Here is a 23,512-nt window from a genome sequence, read left to right as displayed (position 1 = left end):
TCACCCCCTGGGTTTTTGACTCAAGTAAACGGGTCGCTCATCACCTAATGAAGTAGTATCAATTTCTTCATCTTCTGCCAGTGACTGGATAATGACATCACACAGAGCTGCGTTTGATTCAGCCAGGCGGCTTATCGCTTCCGTCTGTTCTCTCTGAGCTGCGGTTTGTTCCCGCAGCGCCGCTATTAGTTCCTTTACCAGTTGCTCGTTCATAAGCTATTTTCGCCCACTTTTTTATCCATTCGCGCCTCTGCGCGCACCCGGAACAGGTCATATTTACACTCCGTAAATTCGGTATGGCTGCAGCAAGGCTTCAACTGCAAACGGAACCTCTGCAACGGTCTGACCAACGACCACTGATTCTCTGTTGGCATACCAGTGACCTATCAGCAGTAACATGGCCGCTTTAACATCATCATTCAGTAGAATCGGGGCAGGGTCGTCTACGTAACCAGGGCTGTCTTCTTTTTCATAGAGCGTTCGCCGCGTCCATGTCTGAACGTAACGCGCCGCCGCGCCAGTGTATAAAGTCAACAAGGCATCATCACCGGTAAAGTCGGTATCAATGCGGCAGTGCTGTTTCACCACATTTTGATCAAGCATTTTTCTGACCTAAAAAAAGCGGCCCGCAGGCCGCAGTGTTTATCAGCTACCTGCGCCGGTGCTGAAGGAGCCATACACGAACGCTTCAGGGCGTTTGACGGCCAGCGCCAGACGTTCCTCGCAACGGATGGTGATCATGTTTTTCTCGAAATCGTCGGCGTTCTCCGTGGAGATAACCACGTTCGCATCTTCGCGGTCGAAGATTTGCGCGCCAGCGTTGAAAGCACCAGTCAGGAATTTACCCTGGAAGGCCGCCGCTTCCGTGGCTACAACCGGCAAGCCCCACAGAGTCGGACCAGTCAGCGCCGCAGGGTTCGCCAGAATGTAACGACCCAGGCTGTCTTTGGTCAGCTCGATCCGCGCCCAGTCAATGAAGTGAAGAACATGACCAGACGCCGGGAAGCGTGCCAGCTGTGCCTGCAACATTGCCAGACGCAGATCGTCAATCCCGCTCTGCTGTTCGACAGTGAACGCCGGATTGAAAGCTGACGCCTGAGGAACGATGCCGTGCAGATGAACGCCGGTACCATCACCGAAGAGAATTTCCTGCTCTTCTGCATACTTCAGTCCGTAGCGCATTTCGGCATCAACGGTGGACTGCAACTGTGCGAAGTCATCCAGGATCTGCTTTGAGGCTTTGAACAGGTGGGCGATGGTGCTGACGCCAGTGATTTTCGGCGTGAACTCAATTTCGCTGTATGGTTTCTGCGTATTTTCAGGAACCACTTTCGCGTTATTGGTAAAGCCTGTCTGCTGCACCCAGAAAATAGCTGAGGAGGACGTACGGCCTGGAGCAATCAGATCGCGGATGAACAGGCGCTGCTTCGGTGCCGTATCAATACCCGGCAGGCGCTGTGGCTCCACGACACCATCAGGCACATCCACCGAAGTCAGGGCGGCCTTGACCGGGATGCTGATGCGCTTACCGCCTTCCACGCTGGAAGCAAAGGTTTTCAGGGCTTCAGCGGAGATCACCTGGTGGCCAACGGACTCGATAACCTGTTTTGCGTTTGCCAGCGGCATCTGGGCGACATGTTGCTCCAGTTCGCCCATCGCTGCCTTCAGCGTTTTTTCTGCTTCGCGCAGGGCGTTGAACTCAGAAGCCATTTTATCGACGGCAGCTTTTGTTTCTTCTGACAGCCTGCCTGACTTCTGCGCCTCTTTGAGTGCGTCTTCTGCTTTCGCGTTGAATTTGCCGGTTGCCTCTTCAATGCTGGCAGTGACTTTTTTCAGAATTTCGTTTACTTCAGACATAAAGGGTCCTTATTTGACTAACGCCGCAAGAGCGCTTTCAAGTGAATTGAGGGTTTCAGGTTTGATATCTTCGGCAGCGCCCGGCGTACCGTCGTTGGTGGTGACAGCGCCAGGCATGCCACCGGATAAGGCTTTAATGAGTTTTCTGCGCTCAGAGCGCGGGGTGTTGGTTTTAGCCAGCAGCGCATCAAGTTTGCGAAGCGCGGCCGCGGGTGATTCATCGCCATCACTGACCGCATCCGCAGAAAGCAGGCTGTCTGCCAGCCCCTTCGCCACAGCGTCACTGCCACCGATATAACTCTCGGCATCCATCAGTTTCTGAACAGCTGCCATATCAAGGCCGGAACGCGCCGCGTAGATGTCTGCCATAGCGTTATCGAAGGGCTCCAGAGACTGTGCCAGTTCCGCAAAGTCATGGCGGTTACCCATCGCGTAGACCCAGCAGTTGTGGATCATCAGGAAGGCACCACGACCGATCTGAATATCATCCCCGGCCATCGCAATGACTGAGGCGGCGCTGGCGGCAATACCGAGCACCTTCACAGTTACACGGCCTTCGTATTCGCGGAGAAGGTTATAAATAGCCAGACCTTCGAACATGTCGCCGCCCGGGGAGTTGATATTCACCGTAACGTCGGCGCCATTCATCGCCCGAAGTGCACCGGCAATACGTTTAGCTGTTACCCCTTCGCCCCAATAGTCCTGTCCGATCACATCAAAAACAGAAATGCTGTTATCGTCGGTGGCCGCCGCTTTGATCCCGCCGTCCCAGCGGTCCAGTGCAGACGGTAATGTTTCACAGGTAACGCGCGCGCAGGGGCGACCCACCGGTGCTACCGGAAGTTGTTTTTTTCTCATCAGGAAAGTGCTCCTAAGCGGCCTGTTTCAGCGGAGATTGTTCAAAGGAAATATCGGGGAATACGTGGTTATGCAGCTCTCGCAGGGCCAGCGCCTGAACAGCAGGGTTGCTGCTTTCGAGATTTTTCAGTTGCGTCAGGTTGAGTTGAACGGTGTAAATATCGCCCCCTTCAATTGGCGGCATGTTCTCAAGACGACGAACGTCATTACGGGACATCCAGCCATTCTGAAGCGCGCTGGTATAGTATGCCGCGCGACCGGCACTATCGGCTCGCAGTAGACCTTCAACAGAGAATTCTGCAAACACTTCGTCATCGCTGTCGAGTAAGCACCGGCCAATTTCCTGCTCAATATTAACAAGCAGCGGTCGAAGAGTATGAGTCAGGAACTGCAGGTTCATACCCTCAAGACTGGATGCCCAACTGCTTTGTTTCGTGGTGTGGCCAACCATGAAAGGAGGTACACGAAACCAGCGGCAGATTTCCTCAATACTGAAAGATCGGCTTTCCAGCATCTGGGCATCTTCCGGATTCATGGTAACGCCCTGATACTTCAATCCACCTTCAAGTACCATGATTTTCCCGGCGTTTTTTGAACCGGTAAATGCAGCCATGTAGCTGCGAAGTCTTTCACGTTGTTCGTCACTCAGCGCATTATCAGCGGAGAGAAAACCTGAACTCTGAAGCCCCTGTTCAAATATCTTCGCAGCAGACTCCTCAACCGCCATTGCTGAACCGATCACATCCCGTCCGGTTTTCATCGGCATCATGCCGCAAACACCATCCAGACCGAACCCGCGAATGTGCATGATGTTTTTGACGGGAACGACGCGCTCGCTACCGTTTTCAGTGTATTTGTATTCCAGCGCCCCGGTAGTGAGACGTTTAACCACCATGTTCTGCGGCAGCAAAGGCACCAGCGAAACCATGCGATTTGCGATGAATTTCTTCTCAATGAAAGCGTTCCCGCGCAGGCAGATACTGGCGACCACCATCAACATAAAGCGTGATGGCGTCATTTCTGAATTGGGACGGCGGCACAGTATCGAATAGGCAGGGTGATCGGTTGCTGCTTTTCGTGAACCGTCAGGCTGTCGAACGTATATTTTCAGCGGAAGGGTTGAAATAGACTCGCTTAACAGCCTTACGCATGCCCACACTGCCGATAGCTGGATGGCTTTATCGGCCGTTACCACCTTTCCGCTGCTGCTGGTACCAAACCATTCCTCCCAGAATGTGCCGGTAGTGAGGCTGATAGGCACACCGAGCCAGTTAAGCAGAGCGCTTTTCACCCTGCCTGGCTGTTTGTTTTTTTTCATCAGAAACCTACCATGATGGGATTATTGAAGAATCCGGAAAGATCCTGCTGGTCGTTGCCACCGTTAACCAGAACGCGGCTCATTGCTGTGAACAATGCCGCCGGACCATCAATCTTGGCCTCTGGTGTGGATTTATTCGGGAAAATGTTCTCGTTCCGGTCAGGTTTTACGGTTACGTTGGACATCATCCAGTTCATTACCGGGTGATCGCTGTGATGGAAGCGGCCACCGTATACCAGCGCTTCGACCTCTTTCATCGCCTCAGAGAAATTGCGAACCGTCTGCGGTACTTCCACCAGCGGCAGCCCTTCTTCTGCCAGCGCAAGGCTGAACTGCGTCGCACTCCAGGGGTCGAAGCCAATTTCTTTCAGACTCTCGCCGGCAACCCACACCTGCAACTCTTCCTTAATCTGAGCATGGTCGATTACATCCCCGTCGGTAAGGATCAGCTTGTCCATCTCGGCCCACTTACGATAGAGCTCTGCCATCTGGCGTGAACACTTCTCAAGGCGCCCCTCCGGGAGCCAGAATTTAAAATCTGCATGAACGTGACCACCTGGCGCGCGCCAGACTTTAGCGGCCGCACAGATATCAATTTTGTTTGAGAGGTCAACGCCCACCCAGGAGGGATAGGTTTTAAGTTCATGCTGCGGAGCGATAAACTCGCATTTCTCCCATTTCATCATGTCCATCCAGGCCGACTCAGCAGTAACCCAGATATTCATGTGTTTGGTGAAAAAGTTAATCCTGGCCGAAACCTGCTCTTTCGCCTTTTTAGCCAGGCGGCGCAGGTCATCCCAGCGCTTACAGATACCCAGCCCCGGATTCGCCTTCTGCCAGACTTTTTCATCAAAGGGATCGTCACCTTCGTCTAAGGTGTAGATGATGGCAAAAAACGTATCGTCTTTAACCAGGCCGCGCAGCACCTTGATGGCGTAATCGCGCAGTTCATAGCAGATGCCTTCTTTGTTAAAGCCGGCTGTGGTGATACCAAAAAGCAGTGATTGCAGGCGCGCGCCGGTGGCCGTCTCCAGAACGTCCCAGACGTCACGGGTTTTATGAGCATGCAGCTCGTCGACGATGGCGCAGTGTATGTTCAGGCCGTCGAGGTTGTTCGCATCTGATGATAAAGGCTCGAATTTGGAGGCCGTTTGCTCCTGGTAGATAGCGAGCTTGTTGAATTCGAAGATCCGGCCAAGAGTGGCTTTCGCCTTCTTGACCATATTCTTCGCGTCTTCAAAAACAATTCGCGCCTGGTCACGGGTGGTGGCAGCGGAATAAACCTCCGCCCCGCCCTCGCCGTCAGCGCCAGCCATATAGAGACCCACACCGGAGCAAAGTGTTGATTTGGCATTTTTACGGGCCACCTCAACATCTGCTGTACGGAAACGCCGAACCATCACCGGCCGACCGCTGCCGTCGTTACGCAGGACGGTTTCCCCCGTCTCTTCGTTAACCAGCGGGATAACAAAACCAAAAATATTAATCAGGATGAAAACATGCCAGTCCATCAGTTCAATAGGCTGGCCAGCCAGCGCGCCTTTGACGTGAGGAACAAAATTATAGAAATTCAGGATGTGCTGCGCGCGCGGCTCACTGAAGAAAATACCGCGCTCTTCGCCGTGTGCCAAATCGTCAAGAAAACGCTGACAGGCAAGGCGCACATATTCACAGGCAATAATTTCCCCCGCCACCACCCTCTCGGCGTAGCGGATGCCATCTGCAACCTTAGCCATTAATCCCTCGCTTTCATAAACTCGGCCAGCGGGTCAACCGCATCAGGACCTTTTGCATTCACTTTAGAGCGGCTTGCTGGCGTCATGCCGAACTCACCGAGCATGGCGCGCAGACGTTTCCAGGCATCAGCTTTCATGATGGCTGCCGGGTGAGCTTTGATCATCACATCACCGCTCTGCGTTTCGGTCCGGTAGGTGTATCCCTCAATTTCGAGCGTGTCGCAGTGGTGCCTGTATTCGGTATATGCCTCAACCAGCAACTCAAGAGCTCTGGCATCCAGTTGAGACATCACACCAATCGCATCTAGCTCTTCAGCCATCCGCTTGAACCAGTACTTCCCCTGTTTGTCGAAATGCTTCGGCGTTGGGGGTACCCCTGCAGCGGGTTTTGGTTCGTTCTCATTTATCGGGCGTTTTGATGGGTTACCCCTCACCAAACGTAGATGTGTCGGGGTTTTCGGTGGTCCAGACATAATCGAAAACTCCTATTAATCATCGAATGGGGGACCCCATAAAAAAGTTTTCTAACCTGCGGCGATGTGAAAAAAGGTTAGGCGGCGGTCCTTTGGCGCGTCGTTCCTGAACTTTCAACCCGCCCTCCCCCTCGGTCTACTCAAATGAGAATTGATGTCATTTGAATCTTTCAACCGCTGTCTTCGCCCTGTGGCAAGGCTTGCAGAGGCTTTCGAGGTTGGACAGGTCATCGGCCCCCCCATTTGCTTTGGCGGTGATGTGGTCCACCGTCTCTGCGGGTGTATACCTTCCATTTCGCAGGCATTCCTGACAAAGGTGTTTATCTCTGTCGAGAACGATTGGGCGCAGCCTGTCCCACTTGCTGCCATAACCTCGCTGATGCCTGCTCTGTCCTCGCTGATGCTGCTGCCAGCCTTCGTTAAGGTGCTTGGGACAATAGCCTGAGCGATCTGTGGTTGTGCAAGGGCAGCCACGCTTGCGGCATGCTCTCGGTATTAACGCAGGCATCAGGCTAACCTCCACGCCCGGCGGCGTTCTGTTCGTGGCGATGAATCAGGGTGACGCTCCACCGGTTCGCCGTCAGCATGGTCCACCAGCGAGTAACACGGATAAACCACAGCGCCGCCATAGGCATCACCAACGGCATAATCGGCAGGCTTGCTGCTGTCCCATCGAGACAACACGCGCTCAATATGCTGATGCGGTACGCTATAGCAAACCCCGTGTATCAGTCGCGGCAACATGATGAAGTCTGCCCGAGTCTTATCAGCAACTATCAGCCGTTCGGCTATTTGCATTTGATATTGAGGTGGGCGGCCTGTGCCCAGGTAGAAACTCACCAGCGTTTCCGGGAAGCGGTTAAGCCATTCACTAACCCGCTCAACGAAATTTGAAACGGGCAACGCGTCATCTTCGATAATTACTACCCGGCAATCCTGCCATGATGCCCATTCAAGCGCGCGGCGATGATTCCAGTTTGCGCCATGGTCTCCGCTATCAATCAGCAGTACATCACCGAGAAGTTCAGCAAGACGCGATACCTGCTTATATCGGGAATGGTGTCCGATAACTGCAAACTTCACTTGTGTTTCCACCACGCTAACTCCTTACCGAAACCGTCCGTTTTAAAGATGGTATGCACCAGAGGGCCCGTAACGATTCGATTACCGAATGACTTTGCAGCCATTCCGAAAGCGCCCATATCCACCAGCGTGGCGGGAGCTGCTTCCATCTTCCAGAAGCGGTGGCTTTCAATAAGGTAATGCTGACGGATGATCCGGTGGGCGAACTCCATTACATCTTCACGGCAGCCACCAATCAGGCCAGCATTAAGCAGTTGCTCATCCCGGTGCAGTTCGAAGAACACGCTATAAGCTTTGCCGTGGTGATTGTCCTTCATCCATTCGTCAAAGTAGGTTTTGTGCTCAGAGCCAACGTAAATTTTACCCGGCGCCATCTCTGCCCAAGGCTCACGCAGCATTTCAACGTCTGTCCCGTCAGTACACCAGACAAGATGGTATTCAGGGTGGGCACGAAGATACTGATAGATGTGAAGCCAGCGAGCAAAGTAGGGGCTCATACCCAACGGCGGGACTTCAAACAGACCAGCGCCAGTTGGCGACTCTTTTAATTCGTCAGCCAGGACAATCGGCAGCGCGCCGGATATTGAATCTGCCCAAGCCTGAAGAGCCTGCGGGTCGGGTTTCATCTTCCTGCCTCGCTGTGGGTCTGGCTGGCTTGTGAGCAGCGTCGTAATCACTAGATTTGGATTTCTGCTGTACGAGGCAAAGCCTGTATAACCGCTGTCGCGTCGGGCGTTGAAGATGCCAACGTTTCTTTTTACCAGTGCCTCTCGGTCAGGCCGTGGTATTGAGCGCGCGCCCTCTTCGTACTCGTCCATTGAGTGAATCAGCTTTTCAGAGCCAATTACATCAGCGAACGCCCACGACGTTAAACCAGCGTTGTGTATCCGAAGCGCCAGATCGGGATGCTCGTACATGCCGCGACCGTATACCGGATCGAATCCGCCAACCTTCTCGATGGCGCTGCGGTGGTAATAAAGCATCACCCCGCGCTGACCAGTGTAAGCAACATGCTTATCATCACGGTACAGCTCCGCCATGTCGTTCAGCTTATTGCAACCGGCCAGATCCAGAAACTGGTAAGCCAGGTGCGGCTCTGGTGATTCGATGTAGGGAAGATGCCAGTTATCGGCGATGGGCCAGGCATCATCATCCCATAAAAACAGATGCTCGCACCCGACATCCATCAGGGCTGACAGGCTGGCGTTCTTCGAGGCAACAATGCCGAGTGATGTTTCATGCCGAAGCAGTTGCACGCCGACTGGCACTACCGATGCAGGTTTTGAGCCATCATCGATCACGACCACCAGCGCACCAGATGGAAGATGCTTCATGTGCTGCTCAATGGCTCGCTTAAGCACTTCATGACGATTATGGGTTGTGATTGCTATCCCAATACGTACCTTGTTATCGCCTTCTGGTATAAAACGTACCCCGTTTATCAATACTTCCATGCACCACCACCACACAGATTGTGCTTAGCAAGAAAATCATTCACTACATCACCTAGCTCTTCTGCTTGCTCAACTGTCAATTGCTTTTCTGGATGGATTACAAAATGGAATTCGTTAGAAGCACTTGGGTTGTCTAAATCAATTCGTGGTTGATTTTCGGAATGTTCATTGCTGAGATTAAATGTCGCAATTACTTTCGGCATTTCGTTTGGCGCAGTTTCTACCACCGTTGAAACCTGACCATCAATAAGCAAGCCACCTACTGCTATTCCATACCCGAAGAAACGATCACCGCGATACAATTTTGCGAGCTGATACTTCATGTGCGTTTCCTTTTAGACGTGAGCCTGTCGCACGGCAATGCCGCCCGAGAGGTAAACGCAACCTAACGGCATCACCCAGGCTCACTACTGAAAGACTCTCTTTGATGTGCGCGTGCGATGCGCATAAAAAAGCCCCGCATAAGCGAGGCTTTATAAAAATACAAATTACTCAGGTGCTGGCGTCATTTTTTTATATTTTCAAATGTTGCTTCGACCATTTGTTTACCAAAATCACCCATATCTTTATACATTAAACGTAAAAATTGGATTGTGTTGGCCGCTGGCCCCTCTAAAGACCATTTACATGACTCAAATTTGCAACCTACTAACCCAAATGGAGCTGTCCCGCGAAAACGAATAATGCAATTCTGAAAAGTGCATTCTTCATAATGCGCACCATCAAGGTCCATTGTTGTATTTTTGAACGTGCCAGATATGAATGTCCTCATGACAAATCAAACCCCTGTGTTGGATCGGTACCCACTACTACGTTGTTATCCATTTTCCCATTAGCTCTCATGAAGCTTTGGTCATCCTTATAATCGCTTGGGGCATAAAGCACAACGTGATTAAAGTTTAGCGTTATGAAGAAAAGAACCACTAAAGCAGCCGGGAACAGCATCAAAAACCATATGTATGTTGCTTGTTGCCCCTCTTCCAAGAATGGAAGAACAAAGTTAGCTGAAACCTCAACTATCCCTGCGAAGATACCAATAATTGTTAGCGGGTTTTTTATGTGATTTATTGCTGACACGCTTTACCCCTCATTTTTATCCATGTAAGGAGTATATCAATAACTGTGCGCAAGAGCATTATCACAGGCACTCAGTGAATGCCTGCTGTAATGCCAATCCAGTCGAGCTTAAGTGTTTAGTTGATTCAGAGTATTCAAGCAGTCTAGTGTACTAGACTGCTGCTTCTACATGCTGTGCAAGCTTTAGGCACTACACTAGGAGATGGCAACTCGTGACTATCTCCACATATAAAGCCTAGGAGATAAAATGAACCACCAAACCGCGCTCGAACTTGTACTTGCATACGCTCCACATATTGAGAAAATCATTGATGTAATATGTTTTTGGATAACCCTTGAACTTACTAAACGCTACAGCAACAAAACCTTCAAGTGAATGTCACCCCGAGTTTCGCTAGTGCTTCGATCTTTTGCTGAATGCGTCTATCCAGTTCGGTCACTGCCTGCGGGCGTATGGCATCAAGAAAGGCATTATCCTGATAAGTAGACTGGATTGTCACCCCAAGCCCGGCACCGCTTTCCAGTATGCCTTTCTGTCGCTGTAGCTCTTTCATCTCGTTATAGATGTAATGCGCGTTATTTAAGTTCTCTACGTTCACGACCAGGCTCCTTCATGCAGTTAGCCTGCACTGATTTGTTGTGCGCCAATATGTCCCGCTTCGTCTGCTTATCCAGCACGGCAATATCGTGCTCTGTGAGGTAGATAATATTCACCCAGTCACAGGCCGTGTCCGTTACTTCAGGTTTTGCGGGTAAAGTTTTCGCGCAACTCACGGTCAACATCGTCATCAGGAAGATGATTAACAGTCTGCTGTACATTCCTGGCTCCTTTTGTTGTCTCTACCCGGCGTTCGGCTACCGCTTCAGTAGCTGCTGCGCGTTCTTCAGTGCGTTGCTGGTCGGCTTTCGCTTCAGCTTTGCTGGTGCCGCGCGAATGGCCTAATCCAAATGCAGCGGCTATGGCAGCTAAAACAGCTGCAAGGAGTCCGATAATCATCTCAAGCGTCATATAACCACCCGCTCCTTTACCCAGCCATAAACAAACGTCTCGTTCGCGCTGCGCTGTTCTGCCAGCTCAAGATAACGTTGACCCTGGCTGCAATTCAGAGCCCGGAGCATTACCAGCTCTCCTTCTTTCCCGCGTCGAGATAGGTAACTTTTTAGCGCACTGATAGTTCGCGGACCTATAAAACCATCCGCAATCAGTTCGGGATAGAGCGAGCCCTGAATGTTGAATACGTTCAGCCAGCGCTGAAACCACTTGGTCTGAACCGATGGCCCCATGTTTACGCCCGTGTCGCAGAGTTCAGCTGCGATAGCTGATGACACTTCAGAAACAAGGTCGAATCGCGGGCCTGTCCAGTAGTCAGCCGTCAGAATATCCAGCGCCTGCTGGCGGGTGAGGTCGCGCATATCGCCTACATACCCATGTGCCCTCGCCGTCGCCTGAGTGATACCCCAATTCGTTGGGCCGCCTTTATCGTCGGGATGGTTAACATAGCCGCCCTCTTTGCCAAGGATGGCATTGAAGATATCGTCTTTAGTCATTAGTGTCTCAGATGATCAACCAAGCGCGCCACGTTGCCTCTGACGGCGACCAGCACGGACAGGAAAATAATGTTGGCCCCGATAGTGGCCCACGATGAATAAGGATATATACCGCACAGATATGCCAGCGGAACGGCGCTGTAGATGACCGTAAGCAGCCACGCTAAGCGAGATATCCACGGTCGATGGCGAGAATCCCCGCGACGGTAAAACATCAGGGTCAGCACTACCCCAGCGCAAAGCAGTGCGTTAATTGTTGCCGATGGGTCATTTAGTACCACCTGAACCTCCCCGGCGCGTTATCAGCGCCACCAGCGAGCCGACATCCTGGTTGTTCAGGAACGTCAGGATTTTGACGGCTAAAGCAGAAACGATTACGGCGCCAATGGCATCCAGTGGTTTATCACTGTAACCAGTAACCTGAGCGAGCTTTGACCCCACCAGCCCGGAACAAAGGATCCCCGCGATATACGACACCAGAAAATATGCCAGACGGCGCGCTGCACTCAGGTCTGCAGTGGTCGCAATGTAAAATACAGCTCCGGCAAACGCGCCAAACACTACGCCGTAATCGGTTCCGGACAGAAATCCATATACGCTGGCCCCCGTCAGGACACCACCAGCCAGCCCAGTACCGGAAATCGGATCGGACATTTAGCCCCCTCTTAATTGCTGTGAGTCCTCTCATAAAAAATTGAGGGGATTGTTTTCTTTTTCTACGGAAAAGTTCAAAATTCATTTTTACTTAATAACACATACTAACTTATGAAAAGGTTGGCACCTTGCTTTACAAATACATAAAATCTGAACATGCAGAAATGTTCTTTGCAAATGGTACACTGAGGATCGGCACCCTTTATGATTTCAAAAAAAATGAGGCTTTTAATAAAGCCATCGGAGATAATAAGGAAGGTTCTCATTTCCCATTTATGGATACTGACCAAACTCTCCATGCTGATCAAATGACTGATTCGCAATCAGCTTTTCTAGCAGGTTTTATAAGCATGGGAGCTGGATCAGCTATAACTGGTATAAAGCTAGTCCAAGAAATAACTTCTGAAGATTTCTATATTTTCTGCATGACAACGGAGCCAAGTAGGAAAGCAATGGAAGAGTTTAATTGCGACAAATGTATAGAGATTTTAAATCCTAATTCATTCATCAGCGCATTGACACGTAAGATAAAAAGAACTGCAGGTGATTTGGCATGGCAGGGAGAAATCACTTATATGGATAAAGAATACTCTTATTTGACTGAGACTAAGTTACACCCTGCTCAAACAAAAGATATTGAGTACTCTTATCAAAAAGAGTATAGAGCCATTTGGCGCAGGAGAAATAGTACACCTAATGATATCACCCTGAGTCCTTTTTTTATTAAGGCTCCGAAAGCTATAAAGCATTGCAGGCTAATAAAACTATAAAAAAACCCGCAACTAAGCGGGTTCTTTTTTGCTTTGCAGCTCAATTCGCTTTAACGTCCCGAGCTTATCACAATTTAAGCACTTTCCGCGCAATTATTCAAGTAGAATCTGTCGCTATTTGTGCCGAATGCGTCACACATTGGCTTGTATAGCATCGATTCTGCTACATTTAGCCAAACATCAATCCGGCTTTCACAGGTTCGCAAACACCATTCAGGATGTTTTTCATTTAAGTCTCTGGCCATCGCTTTTTTGCTCAGGCGCTTGATATAACGATCTTCAATAAGAGCGTATAACTTCTTATGCCCTGACTGCACAAGGACACCGCTGAGTACAGCGTTGATGGCCAGCGCTTCTTCATCGGTACAGAACGCCAGGCCGCTTTTATTATTACCTTCCTGAATCTCTTTGAAGAACGCTTCAAGTTCTGGTTTGCTGATACCTGCTTTCTTCATCCGGCGTAGCGCTTCGTTAATTGCCGTTTTGGTGATTTTCCCGGATGCAAGAAGCTGGTTAAACATGTTCCCACCACTACCACCGCCGATATAAGACCAGCGGCCCCACATGCGCAACTTACCCTGTATCCAGATGCTTTCCAGAGTACAAAGACGAACCATTTCACCAGATTTACCAACTTCAGAAGGATTAATCATTTAGCGTTCTCCACTTACGCCAGTACGCCGATTGCCAGCGCACGATCTATAACCCGAAACACGAGGACCAGCTGGTCACCGTATTTCGATTCAAATGCCACAGGATCAGCATGCAACTCGTCGTGATGCTCTCTGCACAGAGGAATCACAAACAGGTCGTGTGCCTTTGTACCCATTCCCCCCTGCCCGTGGCCAATCAGGTGGTGTGGGTCGTCAGCTTGCTTGTTACAGCAGACGCACGGCTGGGCCTTAACCCATCTCGTGTATTTCTCATTCACCCAGCGGCGACGCTTGGGTTTAAGCATGAAGGATTCCGGCGTTTCCGGATCTACCTTCATCGCCACTATCTTTTTCGCTTTCTCCTGTACCAGTTGTTGAGCGGGTAATGTTGGAACAATATCGCTTTCACGTGTTACCGACTGGTTAGTATCTTCGTTCAGACGAAGGGCTTTATGGGCTACGGCTTCAGGTATCTCGTCAGCCAGGTCGTTCCTGACCATCCACCAGCAAAACTCCGGCAGCGTCAGTATGTGGTCCTCACTGAAACCTAATTGGCCGTTTACAACCTTCAGTAGCCAGGATACCAGGTTTTCACGGGCTATACCCGCCAGACCGTCAGTGAACTGATCACGAATTTTTAAGTCACAGCCCCAGCACGTGCGGATTGAGCCAGGCGCATGCCGGGTGATGGTGTAGTTGCGATCATGCCACTCGCTGTGTGGGTACTGACATTCCAGTTTTCTTTCGAGCCAGGCATCCAGTGAATTCAGTCCACCAGCACGATATATGACCTTCTGATTTTCGAAGACATCACGCATCAACGGATCGTTCTGAAGCTCCTGAGCAGTATCCGGCAGCATGCCAGACGGTAACTCAGCCATTGACTCTGTTTGTGGCTCGATAAGAACACGCCCACGTCTGAACAGATGCATCAGTTCACTGCCTGGGCGAAATATCACTACCCCGGTCATCGGTGCCACTTCAGGTGTCAGTAATGCCCTCACGCTACCTGCCCCTTAGCAATATGCTCTGCCCACAGGCCGCCAATCCAGCGAACACCCTTGGCGGTGAAGCGGGACTGATTAAACGCGTAATTTGTCTGGTTTGTCGTTCCTGTCTTCACCTCGAAGCGTCCTGCCTCGATATGCTTGCTCTTTGGCGTGAGAACACGGTTAAGCCGGTACATTATGCCGTTCTCAATCAGGAACATCGCAAACTCCGGCTCTTTGGCGTTAAGCAGCTTGGCGACCTGTCGAAAAGTCATTGACCCAGTAGCCGTAACATAACGATCAACGAACTCGGCCTTCGGTGCTGCAACTGCCAGTTCTTCACTCAGGCGCTGTTTCTGCTCTGCCAGATCAGCAGCAAGGCGCAGGGCCTCGGGGAGTGACCGGGGGACAATCATTCCACCGTTGCTCTCCAGTTCCTGCCAGCGGTCAACAAGTCGGGCGGTAAACTCCGGCGATAATTGAGCAACGATTACATAGCTGTCTCGTTTGTTCACTTCATAGTGATGGTAGGTCTGCCCGTTCTGGGGGTGGGTGTACTGCAATGCAGCATACCCTCCAATCACACCGGAATTCATAAGGCGCTCTATCGTTACGCAGACATTGCTATGCCGGGAATCAACCAGTTTCGCAATCTCGCGGCTGGACATGGTGATCTGCTGTCCCGTTGTTACGGCATGGTGGGTAGGACACGTTACGGTTATGCTCATCTGTTGCATGCTTTATCTCCACTTATCAGGCGGCTGCACCCGCCATTGGTACATGTTTAGTGATCGATATTTCTACCCGACCACCAGGTACTTTCGGTCCCCACTCCACCAGCATACGTCGCACCTGACTGTCGTCCTCCCAGATGCCTGCATGTGTAAGCGCGTCAAACAGCGCTTTGTTGTAGTTGTCTATGTCGCGGCGGCGTTCATCGGGTGGATAGAGAACAATCTCTACTGATGCCAGTGATGATGACGGCTTAGGGAGAATGCGAAGTTGCTCAACAATTGCAACGCATGCTGCGCTCTGATACGCCCTGCCTTTGGCACTGATGAGATGGCGGCCAGCCAGCGGCCCCTTGTTAGGAGCACGCCAGTAGGTGTTCACGCTGGGTGGAAATGGGAGTACCAGTTTCATCATGATTCCACTCCAAATCTCCCGTTCATGCGCCCTATTTTTCCTACGAATTGCAGCAGGGTTACTCCCAGCGGCCTTATCTTCTCGTGATGTTTCTTCAGGATCGGTGGTACTGTCTCGTTCCAGTTAGGCTTGGGCTTCACCTTCATTGCTTTCCTAATCTCGTCACTACAGCGTTTAGCCTGAGCCTGAATAGCGTTCTCGGTTTCCTGGTTCATGCGCCTTCTCCTTTTGCCCAGTCGATATGCATTACGCTACCTGGAATCAGATGCAGATCTGGTTTGACAGACTGGTTTCCCCAGTGGTGCCAGCCGGGAGCAGCGCAGCGGCTGAACAACTCAATGCGTGATACATCGCCATATAACTGCTCCAGACGGTAACGAGCTTCTGCTGGCTTCTGGCTGTGCTCGCCAAGTGGGCTGTAGATAACCTGTTTTATGCTGGCGTTCTGACGCTCAAGACCTTTCCCTCTGGTGGCAATTAGCAGATCCTCGGTATTGGCGCGGGTATGGTTACCACCGTTCATTCGGGTCTGAGCGTTCAGCAGGTCGAGGAAGTCGTAAAAGTCCTCTACTCCACCAGCCTGAAGTGCTTTATTGATATGCTGTTCTGCCAGTGAGTTAAACTTCACCCAGGTGAATCCCTTCATGGTCCGAACCTTAAAACCCCATGCCTCAGCAAGTTCGATCGCTTCACGGGTATGTGTACCGGTGAACCACATGGCCAGAACGGAATCTTCCGCAGCAAGCTCCCAGACAGGCAGGCGTTTTATGTCGATGAGTTTCATCGTGCCGTAATGGTTTTCCGCTGCACCATTGCTGATGGTGTTTCCGTATTCCCACGGAGGATCGGCGTAAATCAGTGAGTAGCCCATTAACGACCTCCCGAAAATCGACCAGCCAGATAACATCCGTCTTCGGCAATAACTGCTGGCTTAGCCAGGCCAAGACAGCGCTGACGTTCCGCCAGAATAGCCGCTCTCTCTGATTCAATGGCTGATGCGCTGAACGCCTCCATGTAAATCGTCGCGGCACGATGAAAGAGGCCTTTCGACTCCAGACCTTTCGCCGTTTCCATCAGGGCGCTGACTTCAGGAGTTGGTTCAAACACTTCGAAGTGGCAATCTGCTGGCGGTTCCGCGTAGTAACGGAATTGGCGCCCGTCGCGTTTACGCGTGGCCAGCCCAGAACCATGCAGGCGGCAAACGGCGAGTTGGAGCCTGTCCTGGCTGAACTGGGTCAGACCTTCGATGATGTCTCTGGTCGTGGAGCCGGGATTCATGGCAATAAACATCTGGACCGTTTTCAGAATGCTCATCGTTACCCCCTGAACCCTGGTGGAATAGCGCTGTAATCAGTGTTCTTAAAGCTGGGTTTGAAGATGCCATCTTCACGGGCCCATTCGCCATTCACTCGTTCTGGTCGGCCAGCTTTGTCCCAGTTATTTGCAGACTTGAGATATCCCGGGAACTTGGTCGGCTGGAAAAGCGTCTGTGGTCGCAGGTAGTCAGACATCTTCAGGTCATCACCCCACTTCGCGTTGCAGTAATCCACCACCAGCGACAACTCATCAACGGTGAACCCTTCGCCGATACGTGCACGGATGTTTTGCAGAGACGTGGTTGAAACCTGGTAGCGTGAGTTCGTGACCTGGTTCAGGTGAACCAAAACCTGTTTAGCCTGATCAGTAATCAACACATCTCGGTCTGGTTGCACCGCAACCGGACAAGAGTCTTTACCTGTAATCTCTGTAGTACTCTCTGTTGTATTCTCTGTAGGATCATCAGTGCATTTTGACCTGATGACATCGGTTCGTTTTGACCTGATGGAGCGTGTCACTTTGACTTCTTCCATCGTGTCATTTTGACCTGATGGAACAGTGCATTTTGACCTCTTCGATTCTGTCACTTTTACTTCATCTAAAAGCTCGCTTTCATAGTTGATCGTGTAGAAGTTGGTCATGTCGCGTTGAGACTTGTTCAGCTGCTCAATTTTGAGCACGCCGAGTGTCTTCAGGCGGGTGAAGGTACGCTTCAGGGTCGACTCAGACCAGAACGGGAACTGCTCCAGCCACTGTTCAGTCGTGTTGTAAATCCAGCGAACACCGCCGCGTTCCATGCCAGACGCTGTTTCTTTCAGCCAGTAGTTAATCTGCTGCAGAGCAATCGCCTCATTCAGGCCAATGCTGTATGCAAGGTCAGGATTTATTACTATGGGCCGGGATGTCATTAACAGGCTCATTCTGATCCTCTATTTCCCTGAATTTACGCTGAAACTGTTCGAGAGGACTGAAGCATTCATGCTCGTATCCGTCGCGCAGGTATATAACCCGTTGAGTTTCTGGCTCCCACCGGATAACCCTGACTGGGACGCCGTAGCTGTCTTTGAACCGTCTGTTGAGTGCTCGCATTCGACCTTCTCCGCCTGGCCGTTGAAATCACCTACAACCCAATCGGCAAACTGGTAGCAGACAGGCTCAAAGCATCCGGATACCATTACCCCATACACGAACTGCGCCGGACCTTTTCCACCCGGCATCGGTCGAGCAATAAGTTGCGACCTGCGGTACTGTGTTGTTACACTGTTCATGCGTTAGTTTCTCCACTGAATACGACACGCCACGACGCCAGGAGCTGCACACTCGCTGGCGTCACTTCTTTTGACGGCGGCTGAATAAGGCCACAATCGCGCGGATTTCTTCTTCACGCGCTGCCAGATGACGGCGGTGATGTTCCTGAATCTCTTCAGCTTCATGCTTTTCAATCACTCCATCCTCAAGCGCCTTCTGGATAATCTGATCAACCTGCCCTCTTGCAGCTGCTGTGCGCATTGCACGGCTGAATAAGTCAACACGGTCCAGATCTTCCAGGCTTGGTACGTCCACCAGCAGTGCGCCGCGACGCTTGGCAAAGTAGTCGGCAACGAATGACGTGTTGGAAATGTCCTCCATCGCTTCCAGCTCAGTTACTTCAAAGAACCGGCATCCGTTTTTCTCGTACAGGTTGTTGTTGAACTGGGTTTCTGACATGCCCAACGCACCAGCCATAGCCTGACGGCCTCCGGGGTAGGCCTTACACATCGCTTTCACTACTTCTTTCAGTGTTTGCTCTACCATCTTGTTTTTCCTTTGGTAGTTACTAAGTGCGTGATCATCAGTTACGGTGTTACTGCAACGTCTGGATCGGCGGGTTTATATTTATTTGGAAAAGGTCTAACTTCTTCAGCCTCGATTTTCCCGTCTTCCTTAACCAGGATGTTCACTCTTCGGTTACGCTTCAGAGCTTTACTGATGGCGCTTTGGTAAACCCCAAGAGCCTCAGCTGTTTTGGCCTGGCCGTTTTCCAAAACATATTCAGATAGCGGAATAATTTTCATTAGATTTCCTCGTGGATGCACACAAGGAGTATCACTGTTAGTGATAATATTGTCAACACTAGCGGTGATTGGTAAATATGCCGTGCGGTGATAAATTATGAGAATGAAAAAGAAACCTTTGACCGCCGAACAATTGGCTGACGCCAGTAGGCTTAAAGCCATTTTTGAGTCCAAGAAGAAATCTCTTGGGCTCTCTCAGGAGACGCTGGCTGAACAGATGGGTATGGGTCAGAGTGGCGTTGCACAACTGCTTAATGGGACCAACGCAATTAATGCAACTCATGCAGCTCAGTTCGCTAAAATTCTGGGTGTGAAAGTTGACGACTTCAGCCCATCGCTTGCAGCTGAAATATCAGCAATGTTTGAAGCTATCGCAAACGGGAAAAACCATTCTTCAGTTTATGAATACCCACTACTAACCGAAGTTCAGGCTGGATCCTTCTGTCCTGTAAGTTCTTACACTGAGCGAGATGCAAAGGAATGGGTTTCCACTACAGTTAAAGCCAGTGATTCAGCTTTTTGGCTTGAAGTTTCTGGACACTCAATGACAGCACCACCTGGTGTAAAGCCAAGCTTTCCTGAGGGTATGCTAATCCTCATAGACCCAGAACAGGATGTTGAGGCCGGTGATTTTTGCGTTGCTGGTATTTTTAACGATTCAGAAGTGACATTTAAGAGATTCGTTCGTGAGGATGGAAGGCCGTGGCTTGAACCACTCAATCCAAGCCCTCGATACCAAGCAATTGAATGTAATGAACATTGCAGGATAATAGGTAAGGTTGTTAAGGCCCAATGGCCTGAAAATATCTTCGAATAAGGAGCCAATCGGCTCCTTTTTTTTGCATCTTTTTTCACTTTAATAATCATGAAGTTAACACTTTTAGTGATAATTTTATCACTAGAGGTGTTGACCATTTAATCACTATTGGTGATACTCATTATGCACCGCAGTGATACATTCTTAATTACAAGGAGACAGCAGTTTCAGTCAGTCACGGTAAGCATCTCGCAGGGTTCTTACCGGGACTGGAAGAGTTACCACTTGGAGACGGTCCTTTTAAATGTCCTGGACAGTGGCGCTTTGGTCGCGATAACAACCACTCCAGTTGATCCTGGGAGTTATCAGGTCAGTGAGATGCCAGCACTCTCGACGGCAGTGACAGCCGGAAGTAGACGGCGAAGCCCAGACGATATCTGAGTGGCTTTAAAAACAGATGGGAGTCGGTGGAATCCCGAAAAATGGGTTTCATGTACCGAATGAACACATGATGACGCGGGGAAAGAACCGTGACAGGAGGGAAGTAGACCCCACGAACACAACATGAAAGCGCACTCCTTTACTTACCAGTTATGGGTGACAGGTGTGAAACAGGTGGAGTGCGCTTCCAGTTGTGGCATGAGCTCAGTTGGATAGAGCAACGGCCTTCTAAGCCGTGGGTCGCAGGTTCGAATCCTGCATGCTGCACCAGAATCACGTAGCCAGCGTGGTACCAGGAAGTAAGAAAGCTGTGTGGAGTCTTGGCGGTACCAGTACCAACCTTTGAAGTCCCTGGTACCGCCCTTTTTACTCAACTGAAAGCGCGTTCTGTCCCTTGTCATTAAGTGCCAGTTCGTTAAATCCAAAACTAGCGGAACGCGCTTTCAATTGAGTGGAGAAACTAACCGGCGATTGCAGTCGCCCGTTTCACTAAGTGCCTCTTCATGGGGCATTTACTGAAACGAAACCAAAATTTTTATTCGCCTTTTGGCGAGGGATTCGTGCAACCAAAATTCAGCGCCGTGCAGGGCGCATATAACACGGAGAAACTAACCATGACGACCACACAGAACGTCACTGAGTTACAACCACGTATGACCAGAGAGCAACTGATCGATGCTGCCCGTAAAGCGGCCCCTCTCCTTCCTGTTGCTTACAGCGGGATCATGACAGAACTGGCTAACCGCCTTGATATCGTCAGCGTGGCGCTGTGCGAGTCAATGGAACAGCGTAAAGCACTGGCCATCGAGAACACCGTATTACGCGATGACGTTATCTGCTGGGCAAAAGAATGCGATCGCATTGTTGAAAGACACACAAAAACACGCAGCAACATGCACCTTCTGGAAGCTAAGCGCGAACTGCGTGAGTTAACTCCGGTAACTAATGATGTCATGAATGAAGGGGCTAAGTGATGGCCTCTAACTCATTCAAACAGATGTCCCGTGACGGGACCATCAAGCGCACCGATACAGGGATGTTTATCAGCCTTGAACATATCCACGTGCGTGAAGGTTTCAACAAGCGTGAAGACGACGAACGCACACGCCAGGCAGATGACGACCTGTTTAATTATCTTATGAACGGTGGCACCGTTCCTCCACTGGAGGTTATCGCACGTGATGAAGGTGGGGTGTGGGTTGTTGAAGGGCATCGCCGTCGCCGTTGCTACGCACGTTGTGCTGAAGCTGGTAAGCCGGTAGACCGCATTCATATCATGCCGTTTAACGGTAACGATGTGCAGCGTCTGGCTCGCATCATGACCAGTAATAACCAACTCCCCCTTTCCGATATTGAACAGGCCGCCGTTATTCAGGAGCTTCATAACGCTTTCAATCAGACCACCAGCGAGATTGCAAAGCTGGTCAATAAGTCTGTAGCGACCGTTGAGAAGTTGCTCACTCTGAGTGCCGCTAATTATGACGTTCAGCAGGAAGTTAAATCTGGTTCCGTATCTGTTGATGTTGCTGTTGACCGCGTTCGCGAGTTTGGCGAACAGGCTGGTGAAGTTCTCCAGCACGATAAAGCCGTAGCCGCCGCCCAGGGAAAAACAAAGGTTACGCGCAGTTCTATCGCTCCAGAACTCAACATTAAAAGTGCTCGCCGTTTCGTGGAACTGATGGCCATGGCGACGATCAGCGATGAAGGCGTGTTCACCTTGCAAGGCACAGCACTGGCTGAAGCACTTGAAATTATCGACGAACACAAAGCCATTTCAGAAGCTCGCGAAACCTATCGCCTTTCACAGCCAATCCCTACGACAGAGATTATCGGGAAAGTGCTGTATGTGAAGCTGGACGGCAAGGAAATCGGCTCGGCAATAATTTATCGCGGTAAGAACGTCACGCTCGACCTAGGTGACAGAAAAATTATCGCCAGCCAGTCAAAAGCAGTGGCCCACTTCGTTAAACAACACAAACTTCAGCAGGTACATACCAATGCAAACGATCAATAACCGTATGACAGAAACTCAAATTGCTGATCTCTTCAGCCTGGCGGTTAAGTTGCAGGTTAAAGCTGAAGAATCAGATGATCGTGATACTGCCATTTTGGCCTACTCAATTCAAAACGCCTGCTCAAATTTAACGGAATCCCAGCGCGAGTTCCGGGCAGCAGACGCGACTATTCATAATCTTGAACTGAAACTCACAGACATGGCAGTACATCTCGCTAACTCCGAGAGCAAGTGCAGGGAGCTGTCATCAAAAGCAATGGAACTGGTATGCGAAGCCAGCCTGGTTTACAGCAAGTACAACGACACGCAGATGCCAGACCGTGACCTTGTTGATATGCAGACACTTCAGGAAATGCACGACCTGTGCAAAGGGGCTGCGTTATGAGCACTGGAATTGAACTCATGCAGCATGCGCTGGGCATCAGTGAGCGTAATCGTACGCCATACCGTAATTATTTCCTCGCAGGCGAAGGGCATACGGATAACGAGAAGTGGGAAGAACTGGTATCTGATGGTTTAGCTACCTCCCGTCCCGCACCTGATTTCGTAGGCGGCGGAACGCTTTATCACGTCACAGAAAAAGGTGAAGCAACGGCAATTTCTGCACTGCCAGAGCCAAAGAAACGCACTCGATACGAAGAATACCTTGATGCTGATAGCTGCCAGCCTTTCAGTGAATGGTTGTTGGGATATCGACTGCCTGAAGTCGAATACAGCCGTGATGGAAAATGCCGAATGTTTCGCTGCTCATACGACGCGGCTTATGGCTACCCACGACGTGATATTGAAGGTGAGTGGTGCGACACCAAAAAAGCAGCGAAGGCCAGCTACAAAGAAGCGCTGCGCAAATCGAAACTGGAGGCAGCTCAATGACAGCACTCAACAAACAGGTGCTGCGTGAAGCGGCGCAGGAAGAAATAATGCTCCGCTCTGTCAGTGACACCTCTGACGCTTGGCAGGATGAGGCAAGCCCGGAAGCTGTTCTGGCGCTGCTGGATGAACTGGAAGCGGCAGAGAAGCGTATTGAAGAGGGAATTTGCCGAGCTAATCGTGAGCATCATCGCGGCTTCATGATGGCCTGCAACCACCTAAAAGAACATGCAAACATCCATTATGCCGACGCCGCCGAGATGGAAATTGCAGCATTGCGCCAGCGCATAGCAGAACTGGAGGCGCGGACGGTGAACTTACCAGCAGCATGTGCTGATGATGAGTATTTCATTGATGGCGTTTTCCAGGCATTGCGTTACGAACGCGATGTTGAAAGAGCAATCCGCGCCGCTGGCATTGGCGTGAAGGGGGAGTGAGATGGA

General features: G+C 50.7%; 38 protein-coding genes and 1 tRNA gene. 9 read left to right on the top strand and 30 right to left on the bottom strand.

Going from position 1 to position 23,512, the window contains the following annotated elements:
* The 19 genes from BZK40_RS12095 to BZK40_RS12005 form a co-directional block, all read right to left on the bottom strand.
* A complete protein-coding gene (locus tag BZK40_RS12095; protein ID WP_039517925.1) occupies positions 1-213 on the bottom strand; it encodes a hypothetical protein in 213 nt (70 codons plus the stop codon).
* 63 nt (positions 214-276) lie between these two features.
* Complete coding sequence (locus BZK40_RS12090) at positions 277-603, bottom strand: head-tail connector protein (RefSeq protein WP_079934710.1); 327 nt, start codon at positions 601-603, stop codon at positions 277-279.
* Positions 604-645: 42 nt separating this feature from the next.
* The gene (locus BZK40_RS12085) at positions 646-1,857 is read right to left on the bottom strand and encodes a phage major capsid protein (protein WP_032104393.1); all 1,212 of its coding nucleotides are present in this window, start codon (positions 1,855-1,857) and stop codon (positions 646-648) included.
* 9 nt (positions 1,858-1,866) lie between these two features.
* A complete protein-coding gene (locus BZK40_RS12080; RefSeq protein ID WP_079934709.1) occupies positions 1,867-2,715 on the bottom strand; it encodes a head maturation protease, ClpP-related in 849 nt (282 codons plus the stop codon).
* A gap of 13 nt (positions 2,716-2,728) precedes the next feature.
* Positions 2,729-4,033, bottom strand: a complete 1,305-nt coding sequence (locus BZK40_RS12075; protein ID WP_079934708.1) for a phage portal protein — start codon at positions 4,031-4,033, stop codon at positions 2,729-2,731.
* Positions 4,033-5,769, bottom strand: coding sequence for a terminase large subunit (locus BZK40_RS12070; protein ID WP_047047382.1), 1,737 nt, complete (start codon positions 5,767-5,769; stop codon positions 4,033-4,035). Before BZK40_RS12070 ends, BZK40_RS12075 begins: the two co-directional genes overlap by 1 nt.
* Positions 5,769-6,242 carry a phage terminase small subunit P27 family gene (locus BZK40_RS12065; RefSeq protein WP_032433024.1) on the bottom strand — a complete coding sequence of 158 codons (474 nt, stop codon included), beginning with the start codon at positions 6,240-6,242 and terminating at the stop codon, positions 5,769-5,771. The genes BZK40_RS12070 and BZK40_RS12065 overlap by 1 nt, the downstream gene beginning before the upstream one ends.
* A 157-nt stretch (positions 6,243-6,399) precedes the next feature.
* A complete protein-coding gene (locus BZK40_RS12060; RefSeq protein WP_079934707.1) occupies positions 6,400-6,750 on the bottom strand; it encodes an HNH endonuclease in 351 nt (116 codons plus the stop codon).
* Entirely contained in the window at positions 6,750-7,340 is a 591-nt protein-coding gene (locus BZK40_RS12055; RefSeq protein WP_079934706.1) for a hypothetical protein, read from the bottom strand. The genes BZK40_RS12060 and BZK40_RS12055 overlap by 1 nt, the downstream gene beginning before the upstream one ends.
* Positions 7,322-8,779: a glycosyltransferase family 2 protein gene (locus BZK40_RS12050; protein ID WP_079934705.1), complete on the bottom strand. Its 1,458-nt coding sequence runs from the start codon at positions 8,777-8,779 to the stop codon at positions 7,322-7,324. The genes BZK40_RS12055 and BZK40_RS12050 overlap by 19 nt, the downstream gene beginning before the upstream one ends.
* On the bottom strand, positions 8,767-9,102 hold the full coding sequence (locus tag BZK40_RS24700; RefSeq protein ID WP_200080504.1) for a hypothetical protein: 336 nt from the start codon (positions 9,100-9,102) through the stop codon (positions 8,767-8,769). The genes BZK40_RS12050 and BZK40_RS24700 overlap by 13 nt, the downstream gene beginning before the upstream one ends.
* A gap of 182 nt (positions 9,103-9,284) precedes the next feature.
* The gene (locus BZK40_RS12040; protein WP_079934704.1) at positions 9,285-9,551 is read right to left on the bottom strand and encodes a hypothetical protein; all 267 of its coding nucleotides are present in this window, start codon (positions 9,549-9,551) and stop codon (positions 9,285-9,287) included.
* A complete protein-coding gene (locus BZK40_RS12035; protein WP_079934703.1) occupies positions 9,548-9,856 on the bottom strand; it encodes a hypothetical protein in 309 nt (102 codons plus the stop codon). The genes BZK40_RS12040 and BZK40_RS12035 overlap by 4 nt, the downstream gene beginning before the upstream one ends.
* Positions 9,857-10,224: 368 nt before the next feature.
* Entirely contained in the window at positions 10,225-10,455 is a 231-nt protein-coding gene (locus BZK40_RS12030) for a hypothetical protein (RefSeq protein WP_079934702.1), read from the bottom strand.
* Positions 10,433-10,639, bottom strand: coding sequence for a hypothetical protein (locus BZK40_RS24795; RefSeq protein ID WP_079934782.1), 207 nt, complete (start codon positions 10,637-10,639; stop codon positions 10,433-10,435). The genes BZK40_RS12030 and BZK40_RS24795 overlap by 23 nt, the downstream gene beginning before the upstream one ends.
* Positions 10,596-10,865 carry a hypothetical protein gene (locus BZK40_RS12020; protein ID WP_079934701.1) on the bottom strand — a complete coding sequence of 90 codons (270 nt, stop codon included), beginning with the start codon at positions 10,863-10,865 and terminating at the stop codon, positions 10,596-10,598. The genes BZK40_RS24795 and BZK40_RS12020 overlap by 44 nt, the downstream gene beginning before the upstream one ends.
* Complete coding sequence (locus tag BZK40_RS12015; protein WP_079934700.1) at positions 10,862-11,404, bottom strand: glycoside hydrolase family 108 protein; 543 nt, start codon at positions 11,402-11,404, stop codon at positions 10,862-10,864. Before BZK40_RS12015 ends, BZK40_RS12020 begins: the two co-directional genes overlap by 4 nt.
* Positions 11,404-11,685, bottom strand: a complete 282-nt coding sequence (locus BZK40_RS12010; protein WP_072132567.1) for a phage holin family protein — start codon at positions 11,683-11,685, stop codon at positions 11,404-11,406. The genes BZK40_RS12015 and BZK40_RS12010 overlap by 1 nt, the downstream gene beginning before the upstream one ends.
* Entirely contained in the window at positions 11,672-12,058 is a 387-nt protein-coding gene (locus tag BZK40_RS12005) for a phage holin family protein (protein WP_008784467.1), read from the bottom strand. Before BZK40_RS12005 ends, BZK40_RS12010 begins: the two co-directional genes overlap by 14 nt.
* 128 nt (positions 12,059-12,186) lie before the next feature.
* On the opposite strand from BZK40_RS12005, the gene BZK40_RS12000 reads away from it, so the two are divergent.
* Entirely contained in the window at positions 12,187-12,828 is a 642-nt protein-coding gene (locus BZK40_RS12000) for a hypothetical protein (protein ID WP_079934699.1), read from the top strand.
* A gap of 74 nt (positions 12,829-12,902) precedes the next feature.
* Here the strand turns inward: BZK40_RS12000 and BZK40_RS11995 are convergent, their stop codons facing one another.
* Genes BZK40_RS11995 through BZK40_RS11955 form a run of 9 tightly spaced genes read right to left on the bottom strand, consistent with a single transcriptional unit; the run spans position 12,903 to position 17,968 of the window.
* On the bottom strand, positions 12,903-13,481 hold the full coding sequence (locus BZK40_RS11995; RefSeq protein ID WP_079934698.1) for a DUF1133 family protein: 579 nt from the start codon (positions 13,479-13,481) through the stop codon (positions 12,903-12,905).
* Positions 13,482-13,495: 14 nt separating this feature from the next.
* Positions 13,496-14,485: a DUF968 domain-containing protein gene (locus BZK40_RS11990; RefSeq protein ID WP_079934697.1), complete on the bottom strand. Its 990-nt coding sequence runs from the start codon at positions 14,483-14,485 to the stop codon at positions 13,496-13,498.
* On the bottom strand, positions 14,482-15,198 hold the full coding sequence (locus BZK40_RS11985) for a phage antirepressor KilAC domain-containing protein (RefSeq protein WP_095533135.1): 717 nt from the start codon (positions 15,196-15,198) through the stop codon (positions 14,482-14,484). The genes BZK40_RS11990 and BZK40_RS11985 overlap by 4 nt, the downstream gene beginning before the upstream one ends.
* Positions 15,199-15,223: 25 nt before the next feature.
* Positions 15,224-15,613 carry a RusA family crossover junction endodeoxyribonuclease gene (locus BZK40_RS11980; protein WP_032938613.1) on the bottom strand — a complete coding sequence of 130 codons (390 nt, stop codon included), beginning with the start codon at positions 15,611-15,613 and terminating at the stop codon, positions 15,224-15,226.
* Positions 15,613-15,831, bottom strand: coding sequence for a hypothetical protein (locus BZK40_RS11975; RefSeq protein ID WP_079934695.1), 219 nt, complete (start codon positions 15,829-15,831; stop codon positions 15,613-15,615). Before BZK40_RS11975 ends, BZK40_RS11980 begins: the two co-directional genes overlap by 1 nt.
* Positions 15,828-16,487, bottom strand: coding sequence for an MT-A70 family methyltransferase (locus BZK40_RS11970; RefSeq protein ID WP_079934694.1), 660 nt, complete (start codon positions 16,485-16,487; stop codon positions 15,828-15,830). The genes BZK40_RS11975 and BZK40_RS11970 overlap by 4 nt, the downstream gene beginning before the upstream one ends.
* A complete protein-coding gene (locus tag BZK40_RS11965; protein WP_079934693.1) occupies positions 16,487-16,930 on the bottom strand; it encodes a hypothetical protein in 444 nt (147 codons plus the stop codon). Before BZK40_RS11965 ends, BZK40_RS11970 begins: the two co-directional genes overlap by 1 nt.
* A 2-nt stretch (positions 16,931-16,932) precedes the next feature.
* The gene (locus BZK40_RS11960) at positions 16,933-17,853 is read right to left on the bottom strand and encodes a conserved phage C-terminal domain-containing protein (RefSeq protein ID WP_079934692.1); all 921 of its coding nucleotides are present in this window, start codon (positions 17,851-17,853) and stop codon (positions 16,933-16,935) included.
* Positions 17,810-17,968, bottom strand: a complete 159-nt coding sequence (locus tag BZK40_RS11955; protein WP_227467234.1) for a DUF4222 domain-containing protein — start codon at positions 17,966-17,968, stop codon at positions 17,810-17,812. The genes BZK40_RS11960 and BZK40_RS11955 overlap by 44 nt, the downstream gene beginning before the upstream one ends.
* Between BZK40_RS11955 and BZK40_RS24790 the strand changes: the two genes are divergently transcribed.
* On the top strand, positions 17,912-18,079 hold the full coding sequence (locus BZK40_RS24790; RefSeq protein WP_227467236.1) for a hypothetical protein: 168 nt from the start codon (positions 17,912-17,914) through the stop codon (positions 18,077-18,079). The two genes, BZK40_RS11955 and BZK40_RS24790, sit on opposite strands and share 57 nt — an antisense overlap.
* A 183-nt stretch (positions 18,080-18,262) precedes the next feature.
* Here the strand turns inward: BZK40_RS24790 and BZK40_RS11945 are convergent, their stop codons facing one another.
* Positions 18,263-18,727 carry a YmfL family putative regulatory protein gene (locus BZK40_RS11945; protein WP_032207800.1) on the bottom strand — a complete coding sequence of 155 codons (465 nt, stop codon included), beginning with the start codon at positions 18,725-18,727 and terminating at the stop codon, positions 18,263-18,265.
* A 41-nt stretch (positions 18,728-18,768) separates the two neighbouring features.
* The gene (locus BZK40_RS11940; RefSeq protein ID WP_047416137.1) at positions 18,769-18,987 is read right to left on the bottom strand and encodes a Cro/CI family transcriptional regulator; all 219 of its coding nucleotides are present in this window, start codon (positions 18,985-18,987) and stop codon (positions 18,769-18,771) included.
* 97 nt (positions 18,988-19,084) lie between these two features.
* Here BZK40_RS11940 and BZK40_RS11935 point away from each other — a divergent pair, with 97 nt between their 5' ends.
* The 7 genes from BZK40_RS11935 to BZK40_RS11905 all read left to right on the top strand — a co-directional run bounded on the left by BZK40_RS11935 (position 19,085) and on the right by BZK40_RS11905 (position 23,506).
* On the top strand, positions 19,085-19,804 hold the full coding sequence (locus BZK40_RS11935) for a LexA family protein (protein WP_047416133.1): 720 nt from the start codon (positions 19,085-19,087) through the stop codon (positions 19,802-19,804).
* Positions 19,805-20,378: 574 nt separating this feature from the next.
* Positions 20,379-20,455 (top strand) — tRNA-Arg (locus tag BZK40_RS11930).
* A 344-nt stretch (positions 20,456-20,799) separates the two neighbouring features.
* A complete protein-coding gene (locus tag BZK40_RS11925) occupies positions 20,800-21,159 on the top strand; it encodes a hypothetical protein (protein WP_225990942.1) in 360 nt (119 codons plus the stop codon).
* Positions 21,159-22,199, top strand: coding sequence for a ParB-like helix-turn-helix domain-containing protein (locus BZK40_RS11920; protein ID WP_079934691.1), 1,041 nt, complete (start codon positions 21,159-21,161; stop codon positions 22,197-22,199). Before BZK40_RS11925 ends, BZK40_RS11920 begins: the two co-directional genes overlap by 1 nt.
* On the top strand, positions 22,183-22,584 hold the full coding sequence (locus tag BZK40_RS11915) for a hypothetical protein (protein ID WP_249018409.1): 402 nt from the start codon (positions 22,183-22,185) through the stop codon (positions 22,582-22,584). The genes BZK40_RS11920 and BZK40_RS11915 overlap by 17 nt, the downstream gene beginning before the upstream one ends.
* Positions 22,581-23,072, top strand: a complete 492-nt coding sequence (locus BZK40_RS11910; RefSeq protein WP_079934690.1) for a hypothetical protein — start codon at positions 22,581-22,583, stop codon at positions 23,070-23,072. The genes BZK40_RS11915 and BZK40_RS11910 overlap by 4 nt, the downstream gene beginning before the upstream one ends.
* Positions 23,069-23,506 carry an ead/Ea22-like family protein gene (locus BZK40_RS11905; protein WP_079934689.1) on the top strand — a complete coding sequence of 146 codons (438 nt, stop codon included), beginning with the start codon at positions 23,069-23,071 and terminating at the stop codon, positions 23,504-23,506. Before BZK40_RS11910 ends, BZK40_RS11905 begins: the two co-directional genes overlap by 4 nt.
* Positions 23,507-23,512: the final 6 nt, after the last annotated feature.

The sequence above is a fragment of the Citrobacter portucalensis genome (genome assembly GCF_002042885.1).
In the GTDB taxonomy this organism is placed as follows: domain Bacteria; phylum Pseudomonadota; class Gammaproteobacteria; order Enterobacterales; family Enterobacteriaceae; genus Citrobacter; species Citrobacter portucalensis.
This window is presented reverse-complemented; position numbering and strand designations above follow the sequence as displayed.

What these genes read in the sequence shown, in the direction of transcription:
- BZK40_RS24700 (WP_200080504.1), bottom strand. Translation starts at nt 9,102, where the DNA reads ATGAAGTATCAGCTCGCAAAATTGTATCGCGGTGATCGTTTCTTCGGG.
- BZK40_RS12015 (WP_079934700.1), bottom strand. Translation starts at nt 11,404, where the DNA reads ATGACTAAAGACGATATCTTCAATGCCATCCTTGGCAAAGAGGGCGGC.
- BZK40_RS24790 (WP_227467236.1), top strand. Translation starts at nt 17,912, where the DNA reads ATGCTCGTATCCGTCGCGCAGGTATATAACCCGTTGAGTTTCTGGCTC.
- BZK40_RS11925 (WP_225990942.1), top strand. Translation starts at nt 20,800, where the DNA reads ATGACGACCACACAGAACGTCACTGAGTTACAACCACGTATGACCAGA.
- BZK40_RS11935 (WP_047416133.1), top strand. Translation starts at nt 19,085, where the DNA reads ATGAGAATGAAAAAGAAACCTTTGACCGCCGAACAATTGGCTGACGCC.
- BZK40_RS12050 (WP_079934705.1), bottom strand. Translation starts at nt 8,779, where the DNA reads ATGGAAGTATTGATAAACGGGGTACGTTTTATACCAGAAGGCGATAAC.
- BZK40_RS11905 (WP_079934689.1), top strand. Translation starts at nt 23,069, where the DNA reads ATGACAGCACTCAACAAACAGGTGCTGCGTGAAGCGGCGCAGGAAGAA.
- BZK40_RS24795 (WP_079934782.1), bottom strand. Translation starts at nt 10,639, where the DNA reads ATGTTGACCGTGAGTTGCGCGAAAACTTTACCCGCAAAACCTGAAGTA.
- BZK40_RS11995 (WP_079934698.1), bottom strand. Translation starts at nt 13,481, where the DNA reads ATGATTAATCCTTCTGAAGTTGGTAAATCTGGTGAAATGGTTCGTCTT.
- BZK40_RS12095 (WP_039517925.1), bottom strand. Translation starts at nt 213, where the DNA reads ATGAACGAGCAACTGGTAAAGGAACTAATAGCGGCGCTGCGGGAACAA.
- BZK40_RS11940 (WP_047416137.1), bottom strand. Translation starts at nt 18,987, where the DNA reads ATGAAAATTATTCCGCTATCTGAATATGTTTTGGAAAACGGCCAGGCC.
- BZK40_RS12005 (WP_008784467.1), bottom strand. Translation starts at nt 12,058, where the DNA reads ATGTCCGATCCGATTTCCGGTACTGGGCTGGCTGGTGGTGTCCTGACG.
- BZK40_RS11960 (WP_079934692.1), bottom strand. Translation starts at nt 17,853, where the DNA reads ATGAGCCTGTTAATGACATCCCGGCCCATAGTAATAAATCCTGACCTT.
- BZK40_RS11965 (WP_079934693.1), bottom strand. Translation starts at nt 16,930, where the DNA reads ATGAGCATTCTGAAAACGGTCCAGATGTTTATTGCCATGAATCCCGGC.
- BZK40_RS12040 (WP_079934704.1), bottom strand. Translation starts at nt 9,551, where the DNA reads ATGAGGACATTCATATCTGGCACGTTCAAAAATACAACAATGGACCTT.
- BZK40_RS11945 (WP_032207800.1), bottom strand. Translation starts at nt 18,727, where the DNA reads ATGGTAGAGCAAACACTGAAAGAAGTAGTGAAAGCGATGTGTAAGGCC.
- BZK40_RS12085 (WP_032104393.1), bottom strand. Translation starts at nt 1,857, where the DNA reads ATGTCTGAAGTAAACGAAATTCTGAAAAAAGTCACTGCCAGCATTGAA.
- BZK40_RS12075 (WP_079934708.1), bottom strand. Translation starts at nt 4,033, where the DNA reads ATGAAAAAAAACAAACAGCCAGGCAGGGTGAAAAGCGCTCTGCTTAAC.
- BZK40_RS11910 (WP_079934690.1), top strand. Translation starts at nt 22,581, where the DNA reads ATGAGCACTGGAATTGAACTCATGCAGCATGCGCTGGGCATCAGTGAG.
- BZK40_RS11980 (WP_032938613.1), bottom strand. Translation starts at nt 15,613, where the DNA reads ATGAAACTGGTACTCCCATTTCCACCCAGCGTGAACACCTACTGGCGT.
- BZK40_RS11915 (WP_249018409.1), top strand. Translation starts at nt 22,183, where the DNA reads ATGCAAACGATCAATAACCGTATGACAGAAACTCAAATTGCTGATCTC.
- BZK40_RS11970 (WP_079934694.1), bottom strand. Translation starts at nt 16,487, where the DNA reads ATGGGCTACTCACTGATTTACGCCGATCCTCCGTGGGAATACGGAAAC.
- BZK40_RS12080 (WP_079934709.1), bottom strand. Translation starts at nt 2,715, where the DNA reads ATGAGAAAAAAACAACTTCCGGTAGCACCGGTGGGTCGCCCCTGCGCG.
- BZK40_RS11975 (WP_079934695.1), bottom strand. Translation starts at nt 15,831, where the DNA reads ATGAACCAGGAAACCGAGAACGCTATTCAGGCTCAGGCTAAACGCTGT.
- BZK40_RS12020 (WP_079934701.1), bottom strand. Translation starts at nt 10,865, where the DNA reads ATGACGCTTGAGATGATTATCGGACTCCTTGCAGCTGTTTTAGCTGCC.
- BZK40_RS12065 (WP_032433024.1), bottom strand. Translation starts at nt 6,242, where the DNA reads ATGTCTGGACCACCGAAAACCCCGACACATCTACGTTTGGTGAGGGGT.
- BZK40_RS11920 (WP_079934691.1), top strand. Translation starts at nt 21,159, where the DNA reads ATGGCCTCTAACTCATTCAAACAGATGTCCCGTGACGGGACCATCAAG.
- BZK40_RS12090 (WP_079934710.1), bottom strand. Translation starts at nt 603, where the DNA reads ATGCTTGATCAAAATGTGGTGAAACAGCACTGCCGCATTGATACCGAC.
- BZK40_RS11985 (WP_095533135.1), bottom strand. Translation starts at nt 15,198, where the DNA reads ATGAGCATAACCGTAACGTGTCCTACCCACCATGCCGTAACAACGGGA.
- BZK40_RS12070 (WP_047047382.1), bottom strand. Translation starts at nt 5,769, where the DNA reads ATGGCTAAGGTTGCAGATGGCATCCGCTACGCCGAGAGGGTGGTGGCG.
- BZK40_RS12060 (WP_079934707.1), bottom strand. Translation starts at nt 6,750, where the DNA reads ATGCCTGCGTTAATACCGAGAGCATGCCGCAAGCGTGGCTGCCCTTGC.